Below are 24,217 nucleotides of genomic sequence, written 5' to 3'. Positions count from 1 at the left end.
TATTTCCAGATCCTGTAGGGCTAAAAGCGGATACCGTCTAAAGACGGTGGAGTTGAACCTCGCTTTTGGAAGTTAAAAGGACTTTTCATGCTCTGCCACAAAAGCGTGAACATGGATCAAGAAATAGAATCTTATTGCTAATGTGGTAAAATAGAAGCGTTATTAGATGAAAATCAGCTGTAGGAGGAATACATATGATGGACAACCTGCTGCCGGAAGTAGCGGCTGCACGAAAATCGGAATACGGAATCGACCCTATTTTCTTAAACCGGTGGTCTACCCGTGCATTTTCCAGCCAGGCGGTGAAGGATGAAGATTTATACGGGGTGCTGGAGGCAGCCCACTGGGCCCCTTCGGGAAGCAATGAACAGCCATGGAGGTTTATTATAGCCAAAACACCGGAACAGCGTGAAACGTTCCTTCAGTTTATCAGCCCGTTTAACCAAGAATGGTGCAAGGAAGCCCCGGTGCTTCTGCTGCTGCTTTCCAGAAAAGTCAATGAAGCCGGCAAAGCCAGCCCATCTCATGCATTGGATGCCGGAACGGCATGGGGCTATCTGGCGCTGGAAGCCACCCGGAGAGGTCTCTCCACTCATGCAATGGGAGGCTTCGACCGGGCTGCCGCCCAATCCGCTCTGCAAGTACCGGAAGAGTACGAGCCCCAGATTGTCATTGCCTTAGGCTATCGTGGCGACGAAAACCAGTTATCGGAAAGAAACCGGTCCCGGGAAATTCCAAATACGCGGAAGCCGTTGTCGGAAATCGTTTTTGAAGGCCGGTTTCCACAGCCATAAACTTGGCGTAATTCGCCCATATCTTTAAACAGCTCAAAGCGGGCATTGCATTCATCATACATTAGAAGGTAGATGAGGCATGCCCGCAACAAATACTATGTAACTCGACATGATTACATATTTTCATAACATGTCCAGATTTGGATTACACACCGAACGCCTGCTCGTTAGCCCCGTCAGCCGAACGAAGCGCTCCTCCTTCGTGAAGGGATATTCGCGCTCCCAAACGTTGGAATAGGCCGATCATATCTTCGTTCCCGCGCTCAATATGCTCCACTCCGGCGATCGTTGTTTTCCCTTCCGCAACTAGTCCGGCCATGATGAGAGACGTCCCTGCCCTTACATCGCTGGCATGAACGAAATTGCCCTGCAGAGGAGCCCCGCCCTGAATAAAGGCGCTGCCCTTCTTCAGTTCAATGTGCGCCCCCATTCTTCTTAACTGAGGCACATGATTGAACCTTTCCGGAAAAATTTTATCCGTTATGATGCTTCTGCCCGTGGCTAGAAGCAACAACGCTGTCAGCGGCTGCTGCAGGTCTGTCGCGAAGGACGGATACATTCCGGTCCGAATCCGGGTCGGTCTTAACCGAACATCTCCATATGCGGTAATGGACTTTTCCTTCGTTTCGATAATCAGTCCGATCTCTTTCAATTTAGCTAGGCAAGAAGCCAAATGTTCAGGAATGACGTCATCCACCGTCACAACCCCTTTGGTCATCCCTGCTGCCATCAGGAAAGCACCGGCAAGCAAACGGTCTGGAATAACCGCATAAGTACAGCCATTTAACCGTTTAACCCCTTCAATGCGAATGGTGTCCGTACCGGCGCCCCTTATCTTCGCCCCCATCTGGTTAAGCAGGTTTGCCGTATCTACCACTTCCGGATCCCGGGCGGCGTTATGCAGCATGGTAGTCCCTTCCGCCAGAACAGCGGCCAGCAGCGCGTTGATAGTGGCTCCGCAGGTAATCGTATCGAAGAAAATCGTATTGCCGGTCAGCTTATCCGCTTCCACCACGTAATAGGAATCATACAGGTGAACCTTGGCCCCCAGAGCACTCATTACTTTATGATGCTGATCAATAGGCCTTGATACGAAGTTGTCCCCGCCGGGGTACCCTATTTTAACTTTTCCCGTTCTCGCCAATAAAGCCCCTACAAAATAATAGGAGGAACGAAAAGCGGATGTTTTCTCCAGGCTTAAATCCGTTGATTGAAGACCGGAAGAGTCGACAACAACCTCTCCTGTTTCGGTCCTGTGAATGGAGATACCAATTTCCTGCGCAATTCCTTCAATTACACGGATGTCCAATATGTTAGGGATTCCTTGCAGGATTACCGGTCCTTCAGCCATGCAAGCGGCAGCAAGCAGCGCCAAGGAACTATTCTTCGATCCCGGAATCTTAACACTTCCTGATAGCGGTCCGGAAGGCTCCACCTCAATCCATCTCATCCGGATTCCCCCTTCTCTCGTTCATCTTTAGAAGTCAGATCATTATAGAACTTCTACTTCCATTCAGGAACCATCCCAAATTGGAATAGCCCGGTTTTACTTAGCTTAAATTTCTGTATGGTTGAAATTTTCGGACAAATTGCAGTTTTCTATACTGCAGAGCCAAGCTCATTTTCCTTGTTTCTGTTTCATTCAAATGTAAGGCTCTCTATTATTATGGACAAAACTCAAATAAAATCAACTTGCTATCTATAGGTTATCCTAATTTCAGGAGAGCAAAACCAAATAAATCGAATCATCCAAAGGCGTATAATTATAACCTTCGTGAGGAACTTTAAATTTCAGGGAGATTTCCCCAAAAAAATTTTTTTCGGAGGTTATTTATGATGGCCAAACCGGATGATCGTTCCGATAATGTCAAAAAGCTGCAGAGAAACGTGCAAAACACGATTGAAAACTTGGAAGAAGCTGAAGAATACGTAAATGAATTCGCCGGTGAAATCTCGTCACGGGAACTAAACAACATTGAGCAAAAAAATGAGAACCGCCGCGAAAGCATTGACGCCTTCCGTGAAGAAATCAAGGACGAAGCGGAAGATCAGGGAAAAGCGTGATTCTGCTTCAAAGCATCGGGAGCAGGCCGGTTACGCGCAAACATGCTGTTCCGGGATGGCCCGGAAACAGCGTTTCCTTGCCGGCTGTCCCTTTATAATTCCCCGCCTGACAGGCAGATTCCTGCCAAGCAAACCCCATTTTCTAAAATCTGTGCTACACTTCCTCACCGGAATGGCTGAGTCTAGGAATTTCAATACTCCACAAATCCTCCGCCAAATAGGTCCGTCTAAAAATTTCCCGCGCTTCGGCTTCCAACTGCTCGGCATCATCCTGATATCTCTGACTGATATGGGTTAAGACGAGAGTGCGCACTCCCGAATCTCTGGCGATTTCCGCCGCCTGCCTGGAAGTGGCGTGATAATATTTATGGGCCAGGTCTTCAAGTTCCCCTGAAAAGGTGGCTTCATGCACTAATAAATCTGCCCTCGCGGCCAATTTCTTGGCAGCGGCACAGTAACGGGTATCCCCCAAAATAGCAATCGTTCGGCCGCGCTGGCCGGGACCGATAAAGTCCTGTCCGTTAATAACGGTACCATCGTCAAGCCTCACGGATTGCCCCTTTTTTAAACAGCCGTATAAAGGGCCCGGAGGAACTCCTAATTTCCTCAGCTTATCCGCATCCAAGCTGCCGATCCGGTCCTTCTCCTCAATCCGGAAGCCGTAAGAATCAATCCGGTGCTCTAATTTATGAACGGAGACTTTGTATTCTCCTTCCGCAAAGAGCGCGCCTTCCTCTCCGATCTCAACAATTTCACAATCATAAGGGAGCCGGGCATCGCTTATATTTAATACAGCAGATATATATGATTTTATTCCCGGCGGTCCGTACACAACCAGAGGGGACTCCCCACCCTGATAACCCCGGCTGGTCAGCAGCCCGGGAATTCCATAAATATGGTCTCCATGTAAATGAGTAATGAACAGCCTATTTATTTTACCCATTTTTAACGGAGATTTCAATAATTGATGTTGAGTGCCTTCGCCGCAATCAAACAACCATATGCCCTCGTTCTCTTCCGTCAAGTCTAATGCTATGGCACTAACATTCCTCCGTCTGGACGGCATTCCCGCTCCCGTACCGAGAAAAACTATACGCATATCGGCTTCCCTCCTATCTTCCGTCATAACAGCAGCGGCACAGTGTTGCCTCTAGCTTATATTCAATAAGGTTGAGCGGCTCTTTTATAATGATGACTACAGTCATATTTTTTGCGGTGAACATACTTAGTTTAGGCTAAAACATGCCATCGTAATCAACTTTTCTGCATCTGAAGGGAGCATTATATATTATGTATATAAAGAAAAGGGTGCGAACGATTCGGCTATCCGCACCCTATTTTCAAAAATTATGACAAGCATTCGAAACATGCGGTTTCCCGTACTCTACTCTATCATGCCAAACTAAGAGGATATCCATAAGGAGCATTCCCGCACGATTTCCGGCAATTACACCTTGTCGACGTTAAAATACTGGGCTTGGGGATGGGCAAAGACCATGGCCGATACCGAGGCCTCAGGATCCATCATGAAGCCTTCCGTCAACTGAACACCGATATCTTCCGGCTGCATCAGTTCGAATAACGGCTGCTGATCCTCCAGATTCGGGCAGGCCGGATATCCGAACGAAACACGGATTCCCTGATACCTTGCCCCCAGGCGCTGCTTCATAGTCATTTCCGGAGAATCCGGGAATCCCCATACATCCCGCATGATATGGTGAATACGCTCCGCGAACGCCTCAGCTACCTCAAGCGCAGTGGCTTGCAGTGCATGTGAGCGTAAGTAATCTCCCTTGTCCTTCCATTCATTCGATAGCTCCCTTACCCCATGTCCTGCTGTAACAACGAGGAAGCCAACATAATCCATAACTCCGCTATCCACCGATTTCAAGAAGTCGGAGAGACACAGATGCGGTTCTACTATTTGGCGAGGGAAGCTGAAGGTTTTCAATATCTTGGAATGATCCTTCGGATCATAGATGATAATATCATTGCCATCCGATTGAGCCGGGAAAAACCGGTACATTCCGTGTGCCTTAAGGATTCCTTGCGTGTTGATCTCGTGGAAAATTCCATCCACCACTTCCTTAAGCTGAAGCGCCTTCGGGTCATTTTTTTGCAAGAGCTTGTCGACCCCGCCGCGCAATCCGAGATGCTTGCCTAACAGCATTTCGAGATTCACATATGGAAGGAGATGGGTAATCGGATAATCGCGCAAGATGTGCCGATCCAAATCCGGCGGAATGTAAACGGGAGCATCCGGATTGATGGAGGCGCTTCTGGCCCTGGACGGGGCAGGCAGCTCCTTATCCTTCTTGCCCGATTCCTGAACGACAGATTCCTTCGCTTCTCTTAGCTGCTCGATCAACAGCTTCTTCTGCTCCGGATCGCTTAATTTATTGGCGAGATCGAGCCCCTCCATCGCGTCCTTAGCGTACAGAACCATGCCGTCATATTCGGGAGCTATTCTCGTCTTGGTAAATTTCCGCGTTAATGCGGCGCCTCCGACCAGAATCGGAACGTCTATTCCGGCCGCTTTGAGATCCTGTGCCGTCACAACCATCTGCTGGGCCGATTTGACGAGCAATCCGGAGAGACCGATGGCATCCGGTTTTTCTTTTTGGAAGGCCTCGATTAACTGCTCCGGAGGGACTTTAATCCCCAGGTTGATAATTTGATAACCGTTATTGGACAAAATAATTTCTACCAAATTCTTCCCGATATCATGTACATCGCCTTTGACCGTCGCCAGCAATATTTTGCCTTTGACTGCCGTTTCCTTCTTCTCCATGAACTGTTCCAGGAAAGCGACGGACGCCTTCATGACTTCAGCACTCTGCAGCACTTCCGCCACTATGAGCTCGTTATTGTTAAACAGCCGGCCGACTTCCTCCATACCGGCCATCAATGGACCATTAATGATATCCAACGGTGAATACTTGTTCAGAGCTTCCTCCAGGTCGGGAATGAGCCCTTCCTTCGTCCCTTCCACTACATAGGAAGCCAATCTTTCCTCAAGCGTAAGGTTGGACACTTTTTCTTTCTTGTCTACCTTTTTCTCACGGAAGAAAGCGACGAACTCCGCCAGTGTTTCATCACTGGTATCGAAGATCAGGTTTTCCGCCAGACGCCGTTCCTCATCAGGGATAGACGGGTACCGCTCCAGCTTCTCGGTGTTGACAATCGCATAATCCAGTCCGGCCTTGGTACAGTGATACAGATATACGGAGTTTAGCACTTCACGGCCGGCAGGAGGCAGCCCGAAGCTGACGTTACTGATGCCGAGAATAGTCTTACATTCCGGCAGCTGTTCTTTAATTAACCGGATTCCGTCGATCGTTGCCTTGGCGGAACCGATGTATTGCGGATCACCCGACCCTACCGGGAAGACGTTCGGGTCAAAAATGATATCCTCCGGGCGAAGCTGATAATCGTTAACCAGCAAATCATAGGACCGCTTGGCCACTCTCAGCTTATCCTCCGCCCAGACCGCCATTCCTTTCTCATCGATCAGACCGACGACAACCGCCGCGCCGTAACGATGAATCAGCGGTACGACATGATTAAACCGTTCCAATCCGTCCTCGAGGTTAATCGAGTTAATCAGCGCTTTACCCTGGCAATGCTTCAAACCGACTTCAATGACGTTGTGATCCGTCGAATCAAGCATGATCGGCACCTTGATTTTCTTGACGACGTGCTGCATAAATTCAGCCATCACCAACGGCTCGTTCAGTTCGGTATCCTGGAGATTAATATCTACGATATGTGCTCCGTTCTTCACCTGCTGACGGGCTATTTCCGATGCTTCCTCGTATTTCCCTTCGAAGATCAGCCGCTTGAACTTGCGTGAGCCAATAACGTTGGTTCTCTCACCGACCATGATCGGACGGTTGCTCTCCTCGATATATACCGTTTCAATCCCCGATACCGCCGGCGGGTGATTGCCTGCAGCGGTTCTGGGTGAATACTCTTTAAGCAGATCAGCCATGGCCCGGATATGATCCGGTGTCGTTCCACAGCAGCCCCCGGCGATATTTAGCCAGCCCTGCTCGGCAAATCCGGCCATTTTCCTGGCAAGCGATTCGGGAGATTCATGATAATGCCCATTCTCATCAGGCAGACCGGCATTAGGGTAACAGCTGATCGCTGTCTTGGCCACATCCGATAAGGAACGGATATGATCCCGCATGAACTCCGGACCGGTTGCACAGTTAAGCCCGACGGAGATCGGGTTCAGATGCTCCAGCGATACGTAGAACGATTCAATCGACTGTCCGGCCAAAGTAGTGCCCATCGGCTCTATCGTGCCCGAGATCATAATCGGAAGCTTCACTCCCAATTCCTCGAACGCCCGGCGAATACCGATGCTGCCCGCTTTGACATTGAGCGTATCCTGGGAAGTTTCCAGCAAGAGTGCATCGACTCCCGCCTCGATCAAAGCCCGGGCCTGCTCATAATAGCTGTCCGCCAGCTCTTCGAAGGTAACTCCGCCCGTAACCGATAAAGTTTTGGTCGTAGGTCCCAGAGCGCCCGCAACATAACGGGGCCACTCAGGGGTAGAAAATTTGTTAGCTGCGTCTACGGCAAGCTTGGCTGCCGCTTTGTTAATTTCAGTCGCGCGGTCTTGAAGATTATATTCCGCTAACACGACACTAGTCGCTCCGAAAGTGTTCGTCTCTATAATATCAGCGCCCGCCGCCAGATATGCTTCATGAATGCGGGAGATGACATCCGGACGGGTCAACACAAGCATTTCATTGCAGCCGTCCAAATCCTCCCCGCCGAAATCTTCTGCACTTAACGGCTCCTGCTGGATCATAGTCCCCATGGCTCCGTCCAGGATAAGAATTTTTTTAGCCATTTGCTCTTGAATAGTAGGTTTTTGCAATCGATCTCTTCCTCCCCAGCGTCCAAAAGATGACAGTCATCATTTAACGAATATTTTAACTTTAAGTGTACCAAAATTTTCGGTTTTAGCAAAGAGGCTAATTCCAAGTAATTATATCAGCTTTATAAGAAATATTTCTCGCAAATCATCGACATCTACTTCTTGTTCATTTATAATACAAAATATACAGCAGTATTTATATTGGTTAATTGGAGGGTTTTCCTATGGCAGAAATTAGAATAAGAAATACCGGCGAACGGATTAGCGGCGAAGAGAAGGTCAAAGCATTTCTGGAAAACCAAGGTGTTCTCTATGAGCATTGGGATGCGGGCAAGCTTCCGGAAAACCTGCGTAATAAATTCGTATTGAGCGACGAAGAGAAGAAGGAAATCTTGAACGTGTTCGATTCGGAAATTCGGGACTTGGCTTCCAGACGCGGTTATTTGACCTGGGATGTGATCGCTTTATCCGATGCTACTCCGAATCTGGATGAATTGCTTAAGAAATTCGAGCAGGTTCATACCCATACCGAGGACGAAGTCCGGGCCATTGCCGCGGGCAACGGGATCTTCATTATTAAAGGCAGCGAGGATGTCGGTTATTTTGACGTAGAGCTGACAGCGGGCGACGTTATTTCGGTCCCGGAAGAGAAGCCTCACTTCTTTACCCTGATGGAAGACCGGCAAATTGTAGCCGTACGCCTGTTTATTGAAACCGAAGGCTGGATCGCTCATCCGTTCGAGGACCCCGAGTTCAAGAAGTAAGACGTTCCTTTCTTGAAAGAACAAACCACACTTTCCAATGAGAGAGTGTGGTTTTATTTTTGTTCAGCCTGTTATAGCGTATCGATAATTCCCTGAAGCTCCCTTAAGCTGCGAATCTCATAGCAGGGAACAATATCGTCGGTTCTGGACAGTTCATGGCGATTGATCCAGGCACACTTCATTCCTACCGTGTTGGCTCCGAGAATATCCGTCGTCAGCTTGTCACCGACCATCAGACCTTCGCTTGGCCCAATGCCCAGCAGATCCATGGCGTGATGGAAAATACCCGCATCGGGCTTGCCTTTCCCAAAGTCGCCGGAGATGACGATATGGTCGAAGTATGCGGCAAGCTCCGGCACACCGTCAAGTTTTTCCCGTTGTAAATCAGGCGAACCGTTCGTAAGAAGCAGCAAGGAATAATGTTGTTGAAGAGAAGCCAACACTTCGAAGGTTTCTTCATATACATAGGATCTCGAACGGCGTTCCGCTGGAAATCGCTCGGCCAATTCGGCGCCCAATGCTTCATCATCCACACCGGCTGCCTTCAGCCCGGCGGTCCAGGCATCTTTACGATATCGGGGAGCGATCGCATTCAACATGCGAAACTCCTCCTGTCGCCCTTCGGCAAAATTACCCCACAATCCTTCAAAAGGGTTAATTCCTATCATTTTGGTAAACGGATAGGTTTCATAAGACTCATACAAGGAACGGGCTTCCTCGCGCACGCATCGTTCCAGTTCCTTGTGCTCCAACTGCGGATAAACTTCCGCCGCTCTCTTGCAGGTTGCCTCGAAAGCTTCCTGAACACTGCGTTCATCCCAAAGCAACGTATCATCCAAGTCAAATAAAACGGCTTTAATGGCCATGCCCCTCTTCCTTTCAAACCATCGGCATCTTGATATAGATATGGCAATATAGTCATACTGAACACTAATAAGCTACTGCTTTTGCTGTGATTGAGCTTCCGTCTGGGTTGAATCCGTCCAGCGAATTCCATTCTTCTGGGCGAATGGCTTCAATTCTTCTTTCACCGCGTTCAAATCCATACGATGCATAAATTTGGAGTAGACCCATCTCATTCTTTTGGACTTGAACTGAATAATGACATAACCGGGCATAAAAGTGATTTCACTCACTTCCTCCGCGGGAACGGTCTTGTCCCCGCCAAACCGCCGGGAGGTTAATTCGGTCTTGCCAATCCCCAGCATCGGACGCCGTAGAAAGAAGATCATCAGCCCCAGCAGGAAATAACTGATGGCGATAAACCAATATGAAGCGTCTCCTTGATAATAGTCATAGAATAGAATTGTAAACATGATGGAAAAACCTATCAAGAAAAACGGCAGCATCCAGTTTCTTCCCAGAAATCTGCGAAAGGTCGCGGATTGGCTGTAAAGAACGGATGGTTTCCCCTGCTTGCGCCTGAGCCGATCTGTCTGTTTTCTATTTTTCTCCACCATTCTCTCCCATTTGCGGGACATGGCTGTTCCCCCTTGAAGCATTCGCTAGTTTTGTTCGTCTTCTACATATTTTATGCTGTCCAGCTGAACTTTTAAAGACTTTTTAAAAGCATCTATATATTTGCGGCGGAGCTGATTCCGCTCGATCTCTTCCGCATCCGTCAGCCCTTCGGCTTTGGCTTTTCTAGCAAGCTCATTAATGCGCTGAATCGTTTCCTCCATAGTCATCTTTATCCTTGCCTCCTATCTGCATCTGTCCATTCATATATCTGATCGCCAGTCTATAGGCGATTACCAGCTCACTCCACCATTCGAATGTTGATCTTTTACTGCTACAGCTCTGTTTTTATCCCGGGCTGCAGACATTTTTACACTGTTTCTACTTTGCCATTCCACCGGTTAAATGTCAAGATGACCAGACCCTATCGCGGCCCGGTCTAACAATGTACAAATCTGACATTTAATCACCTTAGGATCTATATATAAACGGATGCCCCTCAAAGTTCGGTTCCGTTTCAAAGATACTAGAACCGCCTTGATCAAACAGTTCTTTTCTTTGAAACAGCCCGAAATTATCTGCAATCCATACATCCTTACGAATAGAACGTACGTTCGAAATTTCTGTCTGAGGCTTCTGAGCGTGCGCTGACAAACCGGGGAAACGGGCTCAGCTCATTCGCTCCTCCCAAGTGCACTTGCGGAAAAAAGACGTTTCTTTCCGGGTAAAGCGTGCTTTCACTCACGATTAATAATATTAAATATTCATATCATTAATATAATGCCCACAATATATAATAATTCGTCTTACCTACTCTTATATAGATACTACTCTGGATCTCTCGCATTATGGAAGAAAGAGAATTTGACCTTCGTGCAGAACGGAACTCTGCAATTGGTTAACTTTCTTGATCTTGTTTATATAGGAGCGTGTACTCTCTCCCTCGGGAGCATGCTTACTCGCAATAGACCATAAAGTGTCCCCGGGGGCGACGTCAATCTCCTTCCTGACCGCTACAGAACCTGTTCTGGCATCCCCCGCATAAGCATGGAAAATAAAAGAGTAAGAGGCGGAGATAACTCCAAATACTAGAACCGTTAACAGCATAATGCGCAAAATCGTCTTGTTTGCAATTACCGGGCGTTCCGGAAGGATGGTTGCTTTCATCGTCAATACCCCCAAACATTTGTTCTATTCACAGAATACAACGAACAAATGTTTGTGTCAATCCCTTTTGCGAAAAAAATTCGAACCCATGTTTGTACGAACTCCGGTTCTATGGTATACTTTATTTAATTATTTCCAATTGGAGTGATCATTGTGACCAAATTGTCGAACCGTCAACAGGCGATATTGGAATTCATTAAGAACGAAGTACGTGATAAAGGCTACCCTCCTTCCGTGCGGGAAATAGGCGAAGCGGTAGGCTTGGCTTCCAGCTCCACCGTTCACGGCCATCTTGAGAGATTGGAGAAGAAGGGGTTGATCCGCAGAGACCCGACCAAACCCAGAGCGATAGAAATTCTTGATGGCGACGGAACAGGGGGAATCCTTCCCATGTCCGTAACCAGAGTGCCTCTGATCGGTAAAGTAACGGCCGGAACACCGATTACCGCAACGGAGAATATCGAGGATTACTTCCCTCTTCCCAGCCATTACGTAGGCGACCACAATGTATTCATGCTGAACGTTATTGGCGAGAGTATGATCGAAGCCGGAATCCATGACGGCGATTATGTCATTGTCAGACAGCAGCCCACCGCCGATAATGGAGATATCGTAGTTGCCATGACGGAAGATGATGAAGCCACGGTCAAGACATTCTATAAGGAGAAGGATCACATTCGTCTGCAGCCGGAGAATTCTAGCATGGAGCCCCTTCGTCTGAAGAACGTTACCATCCTCGGCCGAGTGATCGGAATTTTTCGCGATATTCATTAATCCTGCAGCACCTCGGCCCCGCAATAGAAATAACCTCCTGACAAGAACGGATCCGTTCGTCATGGAGGTTATTTTTACGGCCGCCTCATGCGGAAGTACGGCCGCTATTTATTTCATCGAACACACGCTTCCACAGATTTCGCCTGGAGCCTGCAAGTCAGGCCAAGGCGCCGTATAACAAGTTTAGTACAAAGACATGTACTGATCTCTCTCCCAAGAGTGCACCTGGGTCCGGTAGATATTCCACTCGATTTCCTTCAATTCGTAGAAATGAGTCAGAGCATGCTCGCCCAGCGCCTCCCGCATGACATCGTTCGCCACTAATTCCTGGAGCGCTTCACGAAGATCCGCCGGCAGGCTTGGAATGCCTTCGTCTTCCCGTTCCTCATCGGACATGACATAGATGTTGCGGTCGGTCGGAGGCGGCAGCTGCATCTTCTTGCGTATGCCGTCCAGGCCCGCCTTCAGCATGACTGCCAAGGCGAGATAAGGGTTGGCTGCGGGATCGGGATTCCGCACCTCCACTCTCGTGCTCAGACCGCGGGAAGCCGGAATTCGGATCATCGGGCTGCGATTGCTTGCCGACCAAGCGACATAACACGGAGCCTCATAACCAGGCACAAGACGCTTGTAGGAGTTGACGGTCGGATTGGTGATCGCGGCCATCGAACGGGCATGACGCAATATTCCGGCCATATATTGTCTGGCTACCTGGCTCAAGCCCAGCTTGTCCGATTCATCATAGAAGGCATTGGTACCGCCGGTAAACAAGGATTGATGGCAGTGCATTCCGGAGCCGTTCACCCCGAACAGCGGCTTCGGCATGAATGTGGCGTGCAGGCCATGCTGACGGGCAATCGTTTTGACCACCAGCTTGAAGGTTTGGATCTGGTCGGCCGCCTTAACGGCATCCGCATATTTAAAATCGATTTCATGCTGGCCGGGAGCGACTTCATGATGGGAAGCCTCGATTTCGAAGCCCATCTCCTCCAGCGTCAGCACAATTTCCCGGCGGCAGTTCTCGCCGAGATCGGTCGGCGCCAGGTCGAAGTAGCCGCCCTGATCGTTCAGCTCCATCGTCGGGTAGCCCTTCTCATCTGTGCGGAACAGGAAGAATTCCGGCTCCGGCCCTACATTCATCGAGGTATAGCCCATGGCCTCCGCGTCTTGAAGCGCTCGTTTCAGTATCCCGCGCGGATCCCCGGGAAAAGGTTGTCCGTCTGGCAAATAGACATCGCAAATCAAACGGGCCACCCGATCCTCGGCCACCCAGGGAAAAATAACCCACGTGCTCAAATCGGGATACAAGTACATATCCGACTCTTCGATCCGTACATATCCTTCGATGGAGGACCCGTCGAACATCATTTTATTATCCAGTGCTTTGGGTAATTGGCTCAGGGGAATTTCCACGTTCTTGATCGTACCCAGCAAATCCGTAAACTGCAGTCGGATAAAACGAACGTTCTCCTCCTTGGCAATCTTCAAGATGTCTTCCTTCGTATAGCTCATCCTATGTCCTCCTCAACTAGGCTGGAAAGCGGTCTATATCATCTTTTGAAATAAGTGGAAATATCTCCTTGATTGAGAGAAACCTGATCCAGGCGGTTCCCGCCGTTCAGCTGCTGCTTAAGCAAACGATGCAATTGCGGATCAGTCGGCTCCTGCCGCTTGAGCGCTGACGGCTCGCGACCCATCCTTTCTCCGTCGGCCGCCTGATGAATCATCCGCTTGATCCCGGCAATGTTGATGCCTTTTTCCAGATGCTTCTTAATTTCCAGTAAACGTTCGACGTCATTGAACGAAAACAGCCTCTGATTGCTGTCTGTCCGAACCGGCTTCACCAGCTCGTGCTGCTCATAATACCGGATCTGCCTGGCGGACAAATCCGTGAGCTGCATAACTATCCTCATCGGAAACAGAGCCATGTTTCTGCGGATTGCGTCGCTCATCAGCCATCACTCCCATGAGTGGTAATCTCCATACTGATTGTAACTTTCCGGCTCTCGCCGCGTCAATGCCTCCACAGAGTGAAATAATAGGCCAAGAACTGCTCTTTTAATAACAGCTTTATCCCAATCAGTAAGTGGCTCCATATTAATGCTCTAATGAACTTAATCTTTCTAATGCAGCTACAGAGCCAGCAGCCCCCGCTGCCACAGATGCTCCAGCGCTTTGACGGCGCCGAGCTTCGCATGCGAATAGGTAAGCCCTCCTTGCATATACGCAATGTAAGGCTCGCGAATAGGCGCGTCCGCCGACAGCTCCAGGCTTCCCCCTTGGATGAAGGTACCGGCGGCCATGATGACCGCATGCTCATAGCCCGGCATTTCCGAAGGCTCCGGCACCACATAGGCATCCACCGCCGCAGCCTGCTGAATTCCTTGTACGAAAGCAACGAGATGATCCGGCCCGGTGAAGCGAATCGCCTGAATGAGATCGGTTCTCGCCTCATTCCAGCGAGGGCTTGTCTCAAAACCGAGCTGCTCATACAGGCAAGCGGCGAAGATGCTCCCCTTGACAGCCTGTCCGACAAAGTGGGGAGCCAGGAAGAGCCCCTGATAAATACTTCTGGTCGTATCCAGCATGGCTCCGACTTCCCCGCCGATTCCCGGGGCTGTCAAACGATAGGCTGCCTGCTCCACGTACTGCCGCTTGCCTACGATATAACCGCCGGTCGGAGCTATGCCCCCGCCCGGATTTTTGATAAGCGAACCGGCCATTAAATCGGCTCCCGCCTCTGTCGGCTCGAGCGTCTCGGTAAATTCTCCGTAGCAGTTGTCGACAAACACGATGACATCGGGCCGAAGCTGCTTGACAAAGTCCGCCATTTCCCGGATTTGCGCAATTGTGAAGGAAGGCCTCCAATCATAGCCCCGGGATCGCTGGATGCCGACCACCTTCGTCTCGGGCGTCAGCTTCCGCCGGATCTCCTCCCAATCGGGGCTGCCGTCCTCCCGCAGATCTACCTCGTCATAGCGGATTCCCCAATCCCGGAGCGAGCCGGTACCGTCTCCAGGACTTCCGATCACCTTATGCAGCGTGTCATACGGGGTGCCCGAAATGTAGAGGAGCTGATCTCCCGGCCGCAGCACACCGAACAAAGCGGTAGAAATCGTATGAGTTCCAGAGGCAAAATGAGGCCGGACCAATCCCGCCTCCGCCCCGAACACCTCGGCATAAACACTGTCCAGCACCTCCCGTCCGCGATCGTTATACCCGTAGCCTGTCGAGGATGCGAAATGATAATCACTGACCTGGTGCTTCTGAAAAGCACGGATGACCTTCCATTGATTATGGTCGATCACTCGGTCTACTTCCTGCAGCCGGCCTTGAATTTCCCGTTCGACCCTTTCGATATATGGGCTTAAAGCTTCATTCACTTGCATGATTTTCTCTCTCCCTTGTTCTGTCTGCACATAATCAATATTTAAGGCACGATCCACCGGCTCGCCGGGACCGACCAGCGCAGTAAGGTCTCAGACCTCGTATTCCTTCAGCGCATGGCCATGAACCTCATATTCCGGGCGGCCGATCTGAACCGTCAGCCTTATCTCTTCCCCATCGGTTTGCGAAGAGGTCACTTCTCCGATCCTGTAAGCCTGCGCCAACAGATCGCCGCGATGTGCGGGAATGCGGTACTCCAGGCTGACCCCGCCTATTTTATCCTGAATCCGCTCCTTGAGTTTGTCCAAATCTTCCGCGCGATAAGCCGACAGACGCATGAAGTCGCCAGGCCCCGTTAACAGATCCCGTTCTTCCGGCGAACACAGATCGACTTTATTAAACAGCGTAAGCTGCTCCTTGCCCTGCGCCCCCAGTTCCGCCAGCACTTGCTGGACGACCTCCATCTGCTCCTCCCTCATCGTCGAAGCACTGTCGACCACGTGCAGAATGAGATCGGCTTCCAGCACTTCTTCCAGCGTAGCCCGGAAGGCGGCCACCAGATCGTGGGGCAAGTTCTGAATAAACCCGACCGTATCCGTCAGCACGATTTCCTTCCCGGCCGGAAGCTTCAACAAGCGGGAGGTCGGATCCAGCGTGGCGAAGAGCTGGTTCTCCACCAATACATCGGCATGCGTCAACTGCTTAAGCAGCGTCGACTTGCCGGCATTCGTATATCCGACCAGCGCGGCCTGGTACACTCCGGTTTTTCTCCGCCTCGCCCGATGAAGCGTGCGGTGGCGGATCACTTCGGCAAGCTGCCGCTTTAAATCGCGGATCCGGCTGCGGATGTGCCTGCGGTCGGTTTCCAGCTTGCTCTCCCCGGGCCCTCTCGTTCCGATCCCTCCTCCGAGACGGGACAGATTCTTGCCATGACCGGACAAGCGCGGAAGCAAGTAAGTTAATTGCGCAAGCTCCACCTGGAGAATTCCTTCGCGCGTCCGGGCTCTCCGGGCAAAAATATCAAGGATGAGCTGAGTCCGGTCGATGATTTTCAAATCCAGCGCTTCCTCCAGATTCCGCACCTGGACACCCGATAGCTCCTGGTCGAACAGGACCATATTAGCGTTCAGCGCCTCCGATAGCTCCCGAAGCTCGCTCACCTTTCCTTTCCCGATGAACCACTTCGAATCGGCAGCCTCGCGGCTTTGAACGACGGTATCGAGAACAGAGACCCCGGCCGTCTCGGCCAATCGGATCAGCTCCTCCATGGAATAGCCCGCTTGGCGGGCCCGGCTCTTCCTCTCCTCCTGCGTAAGCAGGCTGACGAGAATGGCACGCTCCTCCGCTGCGGCGATCACATCATGAGTGGTCGGCTTCATACAACGTCTCCTTCAAAAGTTATTATTTCAGGCCCGGTCCAGCCGCAAGTCTTCCGGACGCAAGGTCATCAGCTCCTGCCGCGACGGATGCTGCTTGTTAAGCTGCAGCAGACGGACCGCTTGATGCCGCATAGCCTTTTCGATCAGATTCCGCACCAGCCTGGCATTGCTGAATGTCCCGAAGCTGTTCTCGATTTCCCGTGTCAAATACTGCCTCAGCTTCCATTCCGCTTGCGGATGGAAGGAATACTCCCGTTCCTTCATCATCCAATGAGCAATCTGCATCAACTGCTCCACCGTATAGTCGGGAAAATCCACCTGAATCGGAAACCGCGACGGCAACCCCGGATTGGTCCGCATAAATTCATCCATTTCATCCGGGTATCCCGCCAAAATAAGAACGAACTGGTTCTTATAGTCTTCCATCGCTTTGACTATGGATTAGGTTTTGATAAGTGCATTCGCTCATCGCCATTATAAGCTCAATCCTGCCATCCTCATGAAGCACCGCTTGGTCGATTAACAATCCGATGAATGCACGTTTGTCGGCCATGCTCAATGAAGAGGACGAAAGCAAATCTTTCAGTTGTCGCACATATTTTATCACACGGTCCGCATAATTAAAATTTTCGCAGGCGTGTTGAAGCATTTCATCAATGAATTGCATATCCTTCCGCAAAATCTTCAATTGTTCGTCCAGGCTCTCCAGCTTCGTCTGAAGCTCTTCCTTCGTCCGAATGATGCCGTAAGCATACAAATCTACATATTTGCTTCTCGCCCCGGCTCTATCCGTGATCGTGCGCTGGAGCTCCGCTTTGCGAAGCTGCAGCTCCTGCAGCTTGTGGTGGCTGGACAATCCTTCGATATATTTAATGACGTAGGGCTCGGGTTTTGCAAGAAGAACCGAGAGCCGCTGCCAGACGATCGCATCCACCCGGTCGACCCGCCAATTCCTCCCCCGGCATACCGGTCGGGCGGGGTCCGCCGCTCCTACCTTATATCCCTTCTTTGTCTTACCGGTGCAGGTATAGTACTTGACTCGGCCTCCGGCTGTCTTCGTCGTCACGCCCGACGTCACCGCGGCTCCGCATCTTCCGCACCGGGCCAGCCCTCTCAGCAGATAGTCCTCGGAAGGCCGTCCGCCCGTCTTCCTCCAGCTCTTAAGCCTGTGCTGGATTTGCTCGTACGTCGCTCTCTCAATGTAGGCCGGAATCGGGATGGCTATCCACTCCTCTCGGCTTTTGCGGACCGACCGCGGCTTGCCCTGCTGCTGGACAACTTCAGTTTTGCCGTAATAATAAGTTCCCGTATAGGATTCGTTCTTCAAAATTCGGCTGACGGTCGCCTGATACCATACAGAGCCGTTCGGAGCCGCAATCCCTCTGGAGGACAGTTCTCTCGCTATCCTCGAACATGAATAGCCTTTATTCAGAACCATATCGACCATCATCATATAGATACGTCTTTCTTCCGGATTTTCCACGATCCTGTCTTCTTCCGTATCGAAGGAATAACCGTATAACCGGCGCATCCCGACTGCCTCGCCCTTCAGTGCTTTTGTTCTTCGCCCACGCTTCGTGTTGGCCAAAATTTTGGCTTTGTTATACTGCGCGATGCTTCCCTGTACATTGAACATCAGCATGGATTCGGGGTTATTTTTATCCAGATCGAATTCGACAAATTCAATGTCGCAGCCCAAATCCCATATTTTGGACGACAGCTCGATTTGCAAATGCAGATACCGGCTCATTCGGTCCGGATGCAGAAAGATCGCTTTAGAGCCGATTCCCCGCTCCAGCAAATACAGCAAATAATTAATCAGGGGACGGTCCGGATTGTCACCATGTTCCCCCGCTTCTACCAGGATCATTAACTGCTCGCGGCTATAGTGATGCTTGCTCTCGGCATACCGGACACACCTCTCGATTTGCGACTCCAGAGAATAGCCATATTTGGCCTGGTCATCTGTAGATACCCTTACATAAACAAGAGCCTTGATCTGTTCGATCAAGGCATTCAATTGTTCCGTATGGAGTTGGTAAGCTTCCCGGATAATGATCATCGGCACCACCTTGCGGGTCTGCAAGTGAAAAGAATCCTATTGCAGAATGCAAGCCCTATCCTCCCGAAAGAGCTTGCTTCGCGCCAAAGCCCGGATAACCGGAACGCTGTTAACTCATGGTTAATGCTGTTTCCGCTTACCGCTATTTCCGTTCCCCCTCCTTCTGACCGGACTTACATAATGGAAGAGATGATAGCTCTAGAAAATAATCCCGGCCCCGTCTTTCCGTCCGGGTCTCCTCCGGGTCCGGATACTTGCTCAGGACACCGGCCACCCAGGCAGCCAGCTCCCGAGCGAGCTGTTCCTCAGACTTCCACGCAGAAGTATTGCCGCTTCGGAATACTAAATCAGCGGATAATTCCTTCTTCATTAATCTTCCGGTCATCCTCCCCTTTCTGCTCCATGATAATACGTATTCCGTTCGAGAATTGTCCGATTCGTTCTAATTCATATTCCCCGTCTATTCGGCAGGAACGGCCCAAGAACCTCGGAAACTCAACCGATCCGTCCGTTCTAAGCCTCTTCGTTGTCCCCGCCCCTCTGAAAACGGCGGCGAACCAACGCCAATACGAGAAGAAGGAATGGAAGCAGGACGCCAAACAAAAAAGTAATAACCGGCAGTGTATGTCGGCTCCATTCCATCAAATGGGCGGAATTGGTAAACAGGTCAACCGACAATGCCCACGCGACCAATGCTAACGGAATGATATAAATCGAATTCTGACGAACCCCTGTCAGCTTCCCCAACGCCTGCAGAGAGGCATAAAAATAGATCAGCAGCTTGATAAACAGCGAGATCATCCAAATAGTGGGGATCGATGCTTCAATCCGAGTAAAAAAGTCCCCTATATTCACCCTTTGCGCCAAGACATAACCGGGAAAAGTGTAGGTCGCTGCTGCTTTGGCCCCTAATACGGAGATGGCCACCGTACATATAAGCCAGAGAACCAAACCTCCCCACAGAGTTCCCCATATAAAATTTCTGGCTGCCTTGCGGCGATTCTTCACATGGATTGGATAAATCGTGAGAAAGAAAAATAACGGAAAGGTAGAGAAGCTATTATAGGAAATCGCTCCCCGTAACAAGGATGATAATGGTGTGGTTAGGGCCGGCTTGAATTGATTCGCATCCATCTCGGGAATGAGGGCTGCAGTCAGCAGTACGAACAAAAAAATAAAGACCAGAATGTAAATCTCGCTGGCCCGGGCGATAGTAGCCAACCCCAAACGCAGGGCATAAACAGCCGTGATGACAAACAATCCGTTCAAATAAAAGATCGGAGTATCCGGAAAGATCTGATTACCGAGAAAAAAGCCTACATAGTACACCAAGCTGATCACACAAACGAAGTAGGCAAACAGAAAGGTTAACGCAATGGCCAGCCTGCCCGCCCATTTGCCCATCAAGATTTCCATCAAATCATACAATGTCTTATCCGGATAGAAGCTGGCCAAACGAAGGTACAAACCAACGACAAGCAAGTTGATGATAATCCCGATCCCCAGTGCCAACCATGAATCCTGCTGCGCTTCTTCAGCCAATTGCGAAGGAACGAACAGGATCGAGCTGCCGATCGTAAACAGAGTAACCAGCAGGCAGAACTGGCGGGTGGTTATCTCAGAACGGTTCATGCAATCATTCCTTTGCCCTTCAATTCTGTCATCCCCCGAACCATTCCACAAGCGGACTCACAGCTATCATGATCCATTCCATCAAGTTGGGAAACGGAAGCTGCAAGCTCTTAATGATTCCGATAGCTATCGCCGCCAACAGGGCAATGCTAAACAAGCGAAGCTCTCTGTAGAGCTTCTTACGTCTTAATCCGGGAACCTCCAGCCATACTCCCAGGGCGCCGGCCAATACGATCACCACGGCATACTCCAATGTTTCTCCCTCGCTTCCGGCACACTGTCAAATACAGGACTAACTTCGCGCCATGCCATATAACGACAGTCTGCTATCCTGGCCGGATGGTCCATGGATTGATTGTCGGGCGGCGCTTAATCTGATAATTCATTATTGACATAATTAAAACGGGATAATCATGGGGCAGGCACTTCCGGGCCGGATGCGGGAGGGTGCCGATTCACCGGCTTCCCTTATATTAAGAACATGTTATTCACGAATCACCCATGTTTAGGTCGTTTGCGATATGCCAATAATGTAAGCAAAACTCGCTTAATTGAGGTAGGCCCATGAGATTAAATCTTGTCCTTCAGGACAATCTGAACTTGCTTAGAGAGGCTTTTGGAAACAGCGACGACCTGATATTCCGGGAGCTTACCCTCGGTCCGCCCCCGGGCATCCGGGCAGCCTTCATATACATAGACGGAATGGCCGACCGGACCTCCGTCTATCGCCTAATAGAGTCACTTGCATCTCAGGCCGCTCACGACCAGTGGAGAGATTCCTCCGAGGCGGTCAGGCTTATGCGAATTACAGTAGGAGATTATCGCAGCTTGACCGATTGGGAGACCGTTCATCATGCTATCCTCTGTGGCGAGACGGTTATCTTGATCGATCAGCAAGCTCAGGCCTTTTCTGTAGATACGGTCGGTTTCGAACACCGGAATATAACGGAGCCTACCTCACAAACCGTGGTGCGGGGGCCGCAAGAAGGATTTACCGAGGCTCTGCAGACGAACATTACGTTGATTCGCCGCAAAATTAGAGACCCGAACTTATGGTTGGAAATGAACCCGGTAGGGCGCATAACGAAGACCAAAGTGGCGATCATGTACTTGAACGGTCTGGTCAATGAGACGACATTGGAAGAGGTTCGTACACGCCTGCAGCAAATTGATATAGATGGTATCTTGGAAAGCAACTATGTAGAAGAGTTTATCCAGGATAAAACCTTTACCGTCTTCCCGACGATTATCAATTCGGAACGGCCCGATGTCGTGGCGGCCTCTCTGCTAGAAGGACGGATTGCTATCCTCGTTGACGGTACGCCTTTCGTGCTGTTGGTGCCAGCTTTGTTCACCCAGTTCCTTCAGTCGGCAGAGGATTATTATCACCGTTCGGATTTCGGTCTGCTGCGGCTGATTCGATATGCTGCTTTTTTCATTTCCTTGTTCGGTCCCTCTATTTATATCGCCGTCACCACCTTTCACCAGGAGATGCTGCCGACGGACTTGCTGATCAGCCTGGCTGCCCAGAGAGAGGCCATTCCGTTCCCGGCCTTTATTGAGGCGTTGATCATGGAAATCACCTTCGAGCTGCTGCGTGAGGCAAGTATACGAATGCCCAGAGCGATAGGCACGGCCATTTCCATTGTCGGAGCTCTCGTATTGGGACAAGCAGCGGTTGAGGCGGGCCTGGTTTCTCCCGCGATGGTTATCGTCGTATCCATCACCGCCATTGCCGGCTTTATCTTTCCAAGCTTCGATATAGGAATTTCGGCGCGTATTCTGCGCTTCGGGTTCATGGGGCTTGCAGCTTCCTTTGGGTTCTATGGAATTTTTCTTGGAACGATTGCTCTCGTTCTTCACTTGTGTCACCTGCAATCGTTCGGCGTTCCGTATATGACCCCGTTCGCTCCTTTTCGCGTTTCCGACCAGAAGGACAATGTCATCCGCATGCCTTGGTGGAAGATGTATACCCGGCCGGATATTATAGTTAAGCAGAATACCGTCCGCACCAGAGATAGCGGACAGAGCGGCGGCGGGCGCTCCGGAACCGGAAGCGAAGCTCTTACACAGAAGCAGAAGGACGAACAATGATGAGAATTCAATGCAAAAAAAGCTCCTAACGGGACCTATAAAATCCCCAAGGGAAAGCCACACGTCGCATCTGGGTCCGTAAATCCGGTGGACGACCATTATTAAAAATGCGGGTTCCGGGAAGGAAGCTTGGATGGTTCAAGAAGCCCCCCGCCCCCTGATATCCTGAGGTTAAACTTCCGATGACCGTACAGAAGGAGATGCCTTATGCAAACATCGTTGATAGGGTCATTCCTGGTTTCTATAGCGGGCACCCTGCTGGCCTTCCTGCTTGTTATAGGCATGGTGGTCATCTTCTTCAAACCGATTACACAACGGCTGTTCGCTATGTTCATGAAAAAACTGATGTCTGAACGATATCCGGTTAATATTTGGGAGATGGTTACCGCCTTAACCCGCACAAATCCGATCAAGGTGATGGAGAACAGCCTCCGGGCGGCTTCCGGCGCCATTATTGAGAGGCCATTCGGCAGTCCACGCAAGCATCTGAGCTTCGACGGGCTGATTTTTACACCGGCTCAGTTAGCCGTACTCCCTGTCCACGAGGATGAGAATGTGGACCTTGAGGTGACCATCGGTCCGAAGGCCAAGAAGCCCATGACGCTGCAAATTCCTATTATGGCCGGAGCCATGGGGTATGGAATAGGAGTGAGCGAGAAGGTCAAAATCGCAATGGCCCGAGGAACAGCCGCCGTCGGAACGGCGACCAACACGGGGGAAGGCGGTTTTCTGCCCGAGGAACGAAATCTTGCCAAATTTCTCATCTTGCAGTACAACTCCGGCCACTGGTCGAAGCAGCCTTCCATTCTCAATCAAGCGGATGCTATAGAAATTCATATCGGCCAGGGAGCTACCGCAACAGCCGCGAGCATTATTCCGCCTGAATTTATGCCCGGCAAAGCGCGTCAGGTCATGAACGTGAAGGACGGAGAAATCGTCGTTATTCCTTCCCGTCACCAGGAAATTAACCAGCCGGACGACCTGATCCCTTTGGTTGAAAGGCTGCGTTCGGTGACCGGCGGAGTGCCTATAGGCGTGAAGCTCTGCGCCAGTGCGAAGCTGGAGGCGGATCTGGAGGTAGCTATCCGGGCGAACGTAGATTTCATCAGCTTAGACGGAAGCCAGGCCGGAACGAAAGGCGGTCCGCCGATTCTCGAGGATGATTTCGGCCTCCCCACCCTCTTTGCCTTATGCCGTGCCGTCCGTTATTTGAATCAACGCGGAGTCAAGGATCAAATCAGTCTGTTGGTCGGCGGCGGGTTTTCCAATCCGGGGGAATGCCTGAAGGCTCTTGCGCTGGGAGCAGACGGAGTATACATGGGCACCGCCCTGCTGTGGGCCATGACGCACGAGCAAGTGACCAAAGCGATTCCGTGGGAGCCGCCTACGCAGCTTACCTTTTATCCGGGGGAGATGGCCGAGCAGTTCGATGAAAATCTGGCCGCCCGTCATTTGGAGAACTTCTTCACTTCCTTCGTCGAGGAAATGAAGCTGGGCATCCGCGCCCTCGGGAAAACCAGTCTGCAGCAGGTGCAGGCAGAAGATCTGGCCTCGTTGGACGAATGGACAAGCAAGGTGACCGGCATTCCCTTGGCCACGCAAGCTTACGACCCGCTCGGAGGTCCAGACCCGATGGAGCCTGCAGGGGACACCCAGGCAGTGCCGCAGAAGCCGACTTCTCCGACCTACCCGCAGAAAGGGAAAAACTGGTTTGACTATTTCAAGAAAAAATAATGAACGAGGGGGAACGC

Annotated in this window: 21 protein-coding genes and 1 pseudogene; 6 read left to right on the top strand and 16 right to left on the bottom strand. The window is 50.7% G+C overall.

Annotated elements, in window-relative coordinates:
• Positions 1–194 precede the first annotated feature (194 nt).
• Positions 195–794: a nitroreductase family protein gene (locus FS806_RS04950; protein ID WP_144933509.1), complete on the top strand. Its 600-nt coding sequence runs from the start codon at positions 195–197 to the stop codon at positions 792–794.
• Positions 795–939: 145 nt separating this feature from the next.
• On the opposite strand, the gene murA is transcribed toward FS806_RS04950, so the two are convergent.
• Positions 940–2,244, bottom strand: coding sequence for a UDP-N-acetylglucosamine 1-carboxyvinyltransferase (murA, locus tag FS806_RS04945; protein ID WP_144933508.1), 1,305 nt, complete (start codon positions 2,242–2,244; stop codon positions 940–942).
• Between the two features lie 386 nt (positions 2,245–2,630).
• Here murA and tlp point away from each other — a divergent pair, with 386 nt between their 5' ends.
• Positions 2,631–2,858 (top strand): small acid-soluble spore protein Tlp, encoded by a 228-nt coding sequence (tlp, locus tag FS806_RS04940; protein WP_144933515.1) that lies wholly within the window; start codon positions 2,631–2,633, stop codon positions 2,856–2,858.
• 154 nt (positions 2,859–3,012) lie between these two features.
• Here tlp and rnz read toward each other — a convergent pair whose 3' ends face one another.
• Together rnz and metH are read right to left on the bottom strand one after the other, a co-directional pair.
• Positions 3,013–3,957 carry a ribonuclease Z gene (gene rnz / locus FS806_RS04935; RefSeq protein ID WP_144933507.1) on the bottom strand — a complete coding sequence of 315 codons (945 nt, stop codon included), beginning with the start codon at positions 3,955–3,957 and terminating at the stop codon, positions 3,013–3,015.
• A 348-nt stretch (positions 3,958–4,305) separates the two neighbouring features.
• Positions 4,306–7,749, bottom strand: a complete 3,444-nt coding sequence (gene metH / locus FS806_RS04930) for a methionine synthase (RefSeq protein ID WP_144933506.1) — start codon at positions 7,747–7,749, stop codon at positions 4,306–4,308.
• Between the two features lie 224 nt (positions 7,750–7,973).
• Here metH and FS806_RS04925 point away from each other — a divergent pair, with 224 nt between their 5' ends.
• Entirely contained in the window at positions 7,974–8,513 is a 540-nt protein-coding gene (locus tag FS806_RS04925; protein ID WP_144933505.1) for a 1,2-dihydroxy-3-keto-5-methylthiopentene dioxygenase, read from the top strand.
• Positions 8,514–8,584: 71 nt separating this feature from the next.
• Here FS806_RS04925 and FS806_RS04920 read toward each other — a convergent pair whose 3' ends face one another.
• The 4 genes from FS806_RS04920 to FS806_RS04905 all read right to left on the bottom strand — a co-directional run bounded on the left by FS806_RS04920 (position 8,585) and on the right by FS806_RS04905 (position 11,138).
• Positions 8,585–9,379 (bottom strand): HAD family hydrolase, encoded by a 795-nt coding sequence (locus tag FS806_RS04920; protein WP_144933504.1) that lies wholly within the window; start codon positions 9,377–9,379, stop codon positions 8,585–8,587.
• 72 nt (positions 9,380–9,451) lie between these two features.
• Positions 9,452–9,994, bottom strand: a complete 543-nt coding sequence (locus tag FS806_RS04915) for an SLC5/6 family protein (protein WP_144933503.1) — start codon at positions 9,992–9,994, stop codon at positions 9,452–9,454.
• Between the two features lie 24 nt (positions 9,995–10,018).
• The gene (locus FS806_RS04910; RefSeq protein ID WP_186328214.1) at positions 10,019–10,201 is read right to left on the bottom strand and encodes a DUF896 domain-containing protein; all 183 of its coding nucleotides are present in this window, start codon (positions 10,199–10,201) and stop codon (positions 10,019–10,021) included.
• 616 nt (positions 10,202–10,817) lie between these two features.
• Positions 10,818–11,138, bottom strand: coding sequence for a LysM peptidoglycan-binding domain-containing protein (locus FS806_RS04905; protein ID WP_144933502.1), 321 nt, complete (start codon positions 11,136–11,138; stop codon positions 10,818–10,820).
• 153 nt (positions 11,139–11,291) lie between these two features.
• Between FS806_RS04905 and lexA the strand changes: the two genes are divergently transcribed.
• Entirely contained in the window at positions 11,292–11,912 is a 621-nt protein-coding gene (lexA, locus tag FS806_RS04900; protein WP_144933501.1) for a transcriptional repressor LexA, read from the top strand.
• Between the two features lie 183 nt (positions 11,913–12,095).
• Here lexA and glnA read toward each other — a convergent pair whose 3' ends face one another.
• From glnA to FS806_RS04855, 9 genes and pseudogenes are all read right to left on the bottom strand, one after another.
• Positions 12,096–13,424: a type I glutamate--ammonia ligase gene (gene glnA / locus FS806_RS04895; RefSeq protein ID WP_144933500.1), complete on the bottom strand. Its 1,329-nt coding sequence runs from the start codon at positions 13,422–13,424 to the stop codon at positions 12,096–12,098.
• Positions 13,425–13,462: 38 nt separating this feature from the next.
• On the bottom strand, positions 13,463–13,864 hold the full coding sequence (locus tag FS806_RS04890) for a MerR family transcriptional regulator (RefSeq protein WP_144933499.1): 402 nt from the start codon (positions 13,862–13,864) through the stop codon (positions 13,463–13,465).
• Positions 13,865–14,044: 180 nt separating this feature from the next.
• Positions 14,045–15,301 (bottom strand): methionine gamma-lyase family protein, encoded by a 1,257-nt coding sequence (locus FS806_RS04885; RefSeq protein ID WP_144933498.1) that lies wholly within the window; start codon positions 15,299–15,301, stop codon positions 14,045–14,047.
• A gap of 90 nt (positions 15,302–15,391) precedes the next feature.
• Positions 15,392–16,678 (bottom strand): GTPase HflX, encoded by a 1,287-nt coding sequence (gene hflX / locus FS806_RS04880; RefSeq protein WP_144933497.1) that lies wholly within the window; start codon positions 16,676–16,678, stop codon positions 15,392–15,394.
• Positions 16,679–16,705: 27 nt separating this feature from the next.
• Positions 16,706–17,119, bottom strand: a pseudogene (locus FS806_RS04875) (AAA family ATPase); the annotation flags it as partial.
• Complete coding sequence (locus FS806_RS04870; protein ID WP_225312705.1) at positions 17,091–18,740, bottom strand: recombinase family protein; 1,650 nt, start codon at positions 18,738–18,740, stop codon at positions 17,091–17,093. The pseudogene FS806_RS04875 and the gene FS806_RS04870, both read right to left, overlap by 29 nt.
• A gap of 142 nt (positions 18,741–18,882) precedes the next feature.
• Positions 18,883–19,125: a hypothetical protein gene (locus tag FS806_RS04865; protein ID WP_144933494.1), complete on the bottom strand. Its 243-nt coding sequence runs from the start codon at positions 19,123–19,125 to the stop codon at positions 18,883–18,885.
• Positions 19,126–19,253: 128 nt separating this feature from the next.
• A complete protein-coding gene (locus FS806_RS04860) occupies positions 19,254–20,372 on the bottom strand; it encodes a GerAB/ArcD/ProY family transporter (protein WP_144933493.1) in 1,119 nt (372 codons plus the stop codon).
• A gap of 28 nt (positions 20,373–20,400) precedes the next feature.
• Positions 20,401–20,625, bottom strand: coding sequence for a hypothetical protein (locus tag FS806_RS04855; protein WP_144933492.1), 225 nt, complete (start codon positions 20,623–20,625; stop codon positions 20,401–20,403).
• Between the two features lie 311 nt (positions 20,626–20,936).
• Here FS806_RS04855 and FS806_RS04850 point away from each other — a divergent pair, with 311 nt between their 5' ends.
• Both FS806_RS04850 and FS806_RS04845 read left to right on the top strand, forming a co-directional pair.
• The gene (locus FS806_RS04850) at positions 20,937–22,466 is read left to right on the top strand and encodes a spore germination protein (RefSeq protein WP_144933491.1); all 1,530 of its coding nucleotides are present in this window, start codon (positions 20,937–20,939) and stop codon (positions 22,464–22,466) included.
• Positions 22,467–22,673: 207 nt separating this feature from the next.
• Positions 22,674–24,200 carry an FMN-binding glutamate synthase family protein gene (locus tag FS806_RS04845; protein ID WP_144933490.1) on the top strand — a complete coding sequence of 509 codons (1,527 nt, stop codon included), beginning with the start codon at positions 22,674–22,676 and terminating at the stop codon, positions 24,198–24,200.
• Positions 24,201–24,217: the final 17 nt, after the last annotated feature.

The organism is Paenibacillus sp. 32O-W, from assembly GCF_007679495.1.
GTDB classification, from domain to species: Bacteria; Bacillota; Bacilli; order Paenibacillales; family NBRC-103111; genus Paenibacillus_L; species Paenibacillus_L residui.
This window is presented reverse-complemented; position numbering and strand designations above follow the sequence as displayed.